This window comes from Actinomycetota bacterium, from assembly GCA_005888325.1.
Taxonomy (GTDB): domain Bacteria; phylum Actinomycetota; class Acidimicrobiia; order Acidimicrobiales; family AC-14; genus AC-14.
This window is the reverse complement of record VAWU01000087.1, coordinates 3,972-10,059: the sequence shown is the minus strand read 5'-3', so window position 1 is coordinate 10,059 and position 6,088 is coordinate 3,972. Positions and strand designations below refer to the sequence as shown.

Below are 6,088 nucleotides of genomic sequence, written 5' to 3'. Positions count from 1 at the left end.
TTCCCCCGGGGCCGGCTTCTCCACGAACATCGACACCCGGCCGTCGTCGTCGGTGGGCACGACGCCGAATCGCGACGGGTCGTCGACCCGCGTGAGGTGGATGGTGGCCTCCGCCCCGCGATCCTCGTGGAAGGCGACGAGCGCGCCGACGTCGAGGTCGGTGAGCACGTCGCCGTTCACCGCGAGAAACCGCTCCGCGATCCCGGCGTGGTGAGCCGCGAAGCGGATGGCACCCGCCGTGTCGAGGGGCTCGGGCTCGACCGCGTACGTCAGCTTCACGCCGGCGCAGCGCCCGGAGGGAAAGGCTTTGAAGAACGCGTCGGGTCGGTACCCGAGCGACAGCACCGCCTCGTCCACGCCGTACTCGGCCAGGTGGGCCAGCACCCGCTCGATCATCGGCACCTCGGCCACCGGGAGCATCTGCTTGGGCGTGGTCCAGGTGAGGGGTCGAAGGCGCGTGCCCTCGCCGCCGACGAGCACGACCGCCCTCATGGCGCGGCAGTCGTGCTCGGGCTCGGCGCGGTCGTGCTCGGACTTGCCGCCGTCGTCGGCGTGGTGCCCTCGATGGGCGCGGTCGTCGCCGGCGGGACGGTGGCCGCCGGCGTGACGTCGCTCAACGCGTTGAGCTGTCCTGCCGACGGCGGCGGCGGCACCTTGGTTCCCGACGGCACGAACGCAATGGTGATGAGCTCGCGGTCCGCGAGTCGTATGTCGGCCGGGTTGCCCAGGACGACCTTGCCGTCGCTGCTCGTCGACGCGCCCGCGGCCCAGGTGCGCGCCTCGACCCGCCCCTGCTTCTGGCCGCACTTCATGTCGTTCTTCATCGTCTTCTGGCCCGGCACCTTGATCTCGGAGGTCGAGACCTTGCCCTTCACCGCCTCCATGAACCTGGCGAAGATGGCGTTCGTCCCGGACGAGGCGATCGACGTCGGGTGGACGTGGATGACGCCGTCGCCGTGGGTGTGCACACCGAGGGGGTCGGTCTGGTCGGTGATCGGGGGCAGGAACCTGTCGCAGACGTAGAAGGCGTACGCCGAGTGCCAGTGGTCGCCCCGCTTCGGCGCGAGGTTGTCGGTGTTCGTCTGGTTCTGGGCACGCGAGTAGAAGATCAGCGAGGTGCCCAGCACGACCGTGAGCGTGAGCACACCCGGCCACACCAGGGAGCCTCGTCCGCGCGCAGTGCGCCCGCCGCCCGTACGGGCGACCCGGGCCACCTTCTTGTTCGACGAAGCCTTTCCCATGGCGCAGCGACCCTAGTGCAGCGCTGCGGGGGGTCGGTCTCGCCGCAACCGCTGCAGCCAGGCGAGCGTGGTGCGCACGGCCAGCCCGGCCGCCACGAGGGGGAGGAGCGCCCGCTTCGGGCCGGTGAGCGTCGTCGCGGAGAACCGCAGCAGCGAGCGGTGGTGCTCGGCGATCATCCGGTAGGGGGACTGCTCGCTGGAGAGACCGATCGTGTGGACCACGCAGCCGGCCGGCTCGTACGCGACCCGGCGGCCCGCGTGCCAGAGGCGCCAGCAGAGGTCGACGTCCTCGACGTACATGAAGTAGCGCTCGTCGAACCCGCCGACCGCCTCGAACGCGGAGCGGCGCAGGAGCATGCACGTACCCGACACCCAGTCGACGTCCCGCGCCGCCGCGTGATCCCAGTCGAGCATCCGGTAGCGCCGGGTGAAGCGGTTGGACGGGTTGACCAGCCCGAGAAAGGCGTGGCCCATGGCGTCGGCCAGGGACGGGAACGTGCGGGCCGACGGGTACAGCGACCCGTCGAGGTTCTCGATGCGGGGGCCGACGAGGGCGAGGCCGGGGTCGCGGTCCAGCGCGGCGGCGAGCACCTTGACCGTACCCGGCTCGACGAGCGTGTCGGGGTTGAGGAGGAGGACGTAGTCGCCGGGGCACGCGGCCACGCCGCGGTTCGCGGCCGCCCCGAACCCGAGGTTCGCCCCTGTCGGCAGGACGACGACGTTGGGGTCGCTCGCGGCGACGGCGCGGTCGGATCCGTCGGTCGACGCGTTGTCGGCCACGACGATGTCGACCACGCCCTCGGCGCGCACGCTACGAACGCACTCCACCAGATGGTCACCGGCGTTGTAGTTGACGACGACTGCGCCGACGCTCACGGCTCGGGTCAGTCTCCCTTCCAGAAGCGGAACCGGATGAGGGTGGCCAGCGCCCCGAACCCGTCGATCCAGGTGATCTTCTTGCCCTCGTCGCGGTCACGACCAGAGTAGGAGATGGGCACCTCGTAGATGTGGTAGCCCCGGCGCAGGACCTTGGCCGTGATCTCGGGCTCGAACTCGAAGCGGTCGGACTTGATGGTGATGCCGTCGAGCACCTGGCGGTCGAACAGCTTGTAGCAGGTCTCCATGTCGGAGAGCGTCGTGTTGTAGAGCACGTTGGTCACCAGAGAGAGGAAGCGGTTGCCCACCCAGTGCCAGAACAGGAGGTTCCTGCGTTCCCCGGTGAAGCGGCTCCCGTAGACCACCTGCGCCCTGCCCTTCAGCACAGGGCCCAGCAGCCGCGGCCAGTCGTCGGGGTCGTACTCGAGGTCGGCGTCCTGGATGAGGAGGAGGTCGCCGCGTGCGTGCTCGAGGCCGGTGCGGATCGCGGCGCCCTTGCCCCGGTTTCTCGGGTGGTGGATGACGCGCACCGTCGAGTCCTCCAGCGCACCCAGCACCTTCTCGGTGCCATCGTCGGAGCCGTCGTCGACGACCACGATCTCGAGGTCGACGGGCAGCTCGACCTGGCGCATCCGGCGCAGGATCTCGACGACGGTGGTGCGCTCGTTGTAGACGGGCACCACCACCGAGAGGGTTCGGTACTCAGCCACGCGCGAACCACTCCGCGGTGCGGGCCACACCGGTGCGCACGTCGACGGTGGGCTCCCAACCGAGCACCTCGCGCGCGAGCGTGATGTCGGGACGGCGCTGCGCGGGGTCGTCGACCGGGAGGGCCTCGAAGACGATCTCGGACGGCGAGCGCGTCACCTCGAGCACGATCTCGGCCAGCTCGAGCACGGTGAACTCGTCGGGGTTGCCGACGTTCACCGGACCGACGTAATCGGAGTCGAGAAGGGCGAGCAGGCCGCGGATCTCGTCGTCGACGTAGCAGAAGCTGCGCGTCTGGCTGCCGTCGCCGTAGACGGTGAGCGGCTTGCCCGCGAGGGCCTGCACGATGAAGTTCGAGACCACCCGTCCGTCGAGCGGCCGCATCCGCTCACCGTAGGTGTTGAAGATGCGCACGATGCGGACGTCGACGCCGTGGGACCGGTGGTACGCCATGGTCATGGCTTCCGCGAAGCGCTTGGCCTCGTCGTACACGCCACGCGGCCCGATGGGGTTCACGTGGCCCCAGTAGGTCTCCTTCTGCGGGTGCTCGAGCGGATCGCCGTAGACCTCGCTCGTCGACGCGAGGAAGTAGCGGGCGCCCTTGTCCTTCGCCAGGCCGAGCGTGTTGTGGGTGCCGAGGCTGCCCACCTTGAGCGTCTTGATGGGGTGCTCGAGATAGTCACGGCGACGCGGGGCTGGCGAAGTGCAGCACCGCGTCGACCTGGCCCGGCACGTCGATGTGGTTGCTCACGTCGTGCTGGACGAACGAGAACCCGTCGCGCGCAGAGAGCTCGGACACGTTGTCGAGCGAGCCCGTGATCAGGTTGTCGATGGCAATGACCTCGTTGCCCGCGTCAAGAAGCTCGCGGCACAGGTGCGAGCCGAGGAAGCCTGCGCCACCGGTGACGACGACCCGCCCGTGGTCGGAGGTCATCGACCCACCCCGAGGTACTCGAACCCGCGCCGCCTCAGCTTGGCCGGGTCGAGCAGGTTGCGGCCGTCGACGACCCGGGGCGCGCTGAGCGCGGCTGCGACCTTGTCGAAGTCGAGCCAGCGGAAGTCGTCCCACTCGGTGAGCACCACGAGCGCGGCCGCGCCTTCGCACGCCGCATACGGGTCGGCACACACCTCGACCCCGTCGGGACCGCCTTGCGGGAGGGACTTCACCGCCGGGTCGTAGGCGCGCACGCTGGCGCCTCGCGCCAACAGCCGCTCGATCACCGCGAGCGACGGGCTGTCGCGCAGGTCGTCGGTGCGGGCCTTGAACGTGAGCCCCCAGACCGCAACCCGGCACCCCTGCAGCGAGCCGCCCACGATGCGCTCGACCTTGTCGGCCACCCGCTCGAACTGCGCGTCGTTGACGTCGATCACACCCCGCAACAGCCCGAAGTCGTACCCCGCCTCCTCGGCGATGTGCACCAGGGCGCGGGAGTCCTTCGGGAAGCAACTGCCTCCCCATCCGGGCCCGGGCTTGAGGAACTCGAAGCCGATGCGCTTGTCGTAGCCCATGCCCAGCACGACCTCGCGCACGTCGGCGCCCACGACCTCGCAGACGTTGGCGATGGCGTTGACGAAGCTGACCTTGGTGGCGAGGAAGGCGTTGGACGCGTACTTGATCGTCTCCGCGGACGCGGGGTCGGTGACGATCACCGGCGCCTTGAGCGCGGAGAACAGGGCGGCGACGCGACCGGCCGCGGCCTGGTCCTCGGCGCCGATCACGATGCGGTCGGGGTTGAGGAAGTCGTGCACCGCGGAGCCCTCGCGCAGGAACTCGGGGTTCGATACGACGCGGACGTCGTCGCGATGCAGCGCCAGCTCGACCACCCGCGTCGACCCCACCGGCACGGTCGACTTGTTGACGACGATCGACTCGCTCGGCAGCACAGGGCCGATCGCCTCGGCGGCCACCCGGATGTAGGAGAGGTCGGCCGAGCCGTCCGCGCCTTGGGGTGTGGGCACGCAGAGATAGGCGAACTCGCAGTCGCGCACGGCCGGCTCCTCGCCGAGCACGAAGGAGAGGCGCTTGGTGTCGAGCCCCTCGCGCACGAGGTCGTCGAGACCGGCCTCGAGGATCGGCACGTCGCCTCGCGACAGCCGCTCGATCTTCTCGGGGATGAGGTCGGCGCAGATGACCTGATGGCCGAGGTGGGCGAAGCAGGCACCGGTGGTGAGGCCCACGTAGCCGGTGCCGATGACGGCGATCCGGCTCACGGCGAGGTCCGTCGAGGCGCGCCGGTCAGGCAAAGGAACATGTGCATGCCCACGAGAGTACGGGACGAGAATGCGGCCACGGGTCGACAGCGTCGCCGACGCGGCTACTCGCCGAGCACGGTCATCAGGTACTGGCCGTAGCCGCTCTTCATGAGCGGTTCGGCCAGACGCTCGAGCTGAGCGGCGGTGATGAAGCCCTGTCGGTATGCCACTTCCTCGATGCATCCGATCTTCAGGCCCTGCCGCTCCTCGATGACCTGGACGAACTGGGCGGCCTGCATGAGCGAGTTGAAGGTGCCGGTGTCGAGCCAGGCTGTCCCCCGATCCAGCACCCCGACCCGCAGGCGGCCCTGCCTCAGGTAGGCCTGGTTGACGTCGGTGATCTCGTATGCCCCCCGTGCGCTCGGTTTGAGGTCTTTGGCGATCGCGATGACGTCGTTGTCGTAGAAGTACAGCCCGGGTACGGCGTAGTTGGACTTCGGGCGATGTGGCTTCTCCTCGATCGAAAGAACCCGCATCTGCGGATCGAACGCCACCACGCCGTAGCGCTCGGGATCGGCCACGTGGTAGGCGAAGATGATCCCGCCGTCTGGATCGGTCCGGCTCGCCAACTTCTCGCCGAGCGAGGACCCGTAGAAGATGTTGTCGCCCAGGATCAACGCCACATCGTCGGCGCCGACGAACCTCTCACCGAGGACGAAAGCCTGCGCCAACCCGTTGGCTTCCTCCTGGACGAGATAGGAGAAGCGACAGCCGAACTGTCCTCCGTCGCCCAGGAGCCGCTCGAAATGCGGGGTGTCCCGAGGCGTGGAGATGATCAGGATCTCGCGTATCCCTGCCAGCAACAACGTCGAGAGCGGGTAGTAGATCATCGGCTTGTCGTACACCGGCATGATCTGCTTGCTGATGCCGCTGGTGATGGGGTACAGGCGAGTGCCTTCGCCTCCGGCCAGCACGATCCCTTTCAAGCGACACCGCCGTTCATGCGCGAGGTGGAGAGACCGTCAGGCGCGCGCTTCGCCGCCGCGGGTCGCGGGTGCGTCGTCCCCGGG

The 6,088-nt window shown here is 69.0% G+C and carries 6 protein-coding genes and 1 pseudogene; all 7 read right to left on the bottom strand.

The window, feature by feature from the left end:
- Window positions 1–492: nucleotidyltransferase family protein (locus E6G06_22160; GenBank protein TML85241.1), on the bottom strand; the 492-nt coding region annotated here is incomplete at its 3' end.
- Window positions 489–1,241, bottom strand: a complete 753-nt coding sequence (locus E6G06_22155; GenBank protein ID TML85240.1) for a hypothetical protein — start codon at window positions 1,239–1,241, stop codon at window positions 489–491. The genes E6G06_22155 and E6G06_22160, both read right to left, overlap by 4 nt.
- A gap of 12 nt (window positions 1,242–1,253) precedes the next feature.
- The gene (locus E6G06_22150) at window positions 1,254–2,189 is read right to left on the bottom strand and encodes a glycosyltransferase family 2 protein (GenBank protein ID TML85239.1); all 936 of its coding nucleotides are present in this window, start codon (window positions 2,187–2,189) and stop codon (window positions 1,254–1,256) included.
- Window positions 2,126–2,797: a glycosyltransferase family 2 protein gene (locus tag E6G06_22145; GenBank protein ID TML85244.1), complete on the bottom strand. Its 672-nt coding sequence runs from the start codon at window positions 2,795–2,797 to the stop codon at window positions 2,126–2,128. The genes E6G06_22150 and E6G06_22145 overlap by 64 nt, the downstream gene beginning before the upstream one ends.
- A gap of 22 nt (window positions 2,798–2,819) precedes the next feature.
- Window positions 2,820–3,759, bottom strand: a pseudogene (locus E6G06_22140) (SDR family oxidoreductase).
- The gene (locus E6G06_22135) at window positions 3,756–5,018 is read right to left on the bottom strand and encodes a UDP-glucose/GDP-mannose dehydrogenase family protein (GenBank protein ID TML85243.1); all 1,263 of its coding nucleotides are present in this window, start codon (window positions 5,016–5,018) and stop codon (window positions 3,756–3,758) included. Before E6G06_22135 ends, E6G06_22140 begins: the two are co-directional and overlap by 4 nt.
- A 122-nt stretch (window positions 5,019–5,140) precedes the next feature.
- The gene (rfbA, locus tag E6G06_22130) at window positions 5,141–6,004 is read right to left on the bottom strand and encodes a glucose-1-phosphate thymidylyltransferase RfbA (protein ID TML85238.1); all 864 of its coding nucleotides are present in this window, start codon (window positions 6,002–6,004) and stop codon (window positions 5,141–5,143) included.
- Between the last annotated feature and the right edge of the window lie 84 nt (window positions 6,005–6,088).

What these genes read in the sequence shown, in the direction of transcription:
- E6G06_22155 (TML85240.1), bottom strand. Translation starts at nt 1,241, where the DNA reads ATGGGAAAGGCTTCGTCGAACAAGAAGGTGGCCCGGGTCGCCCGTACG.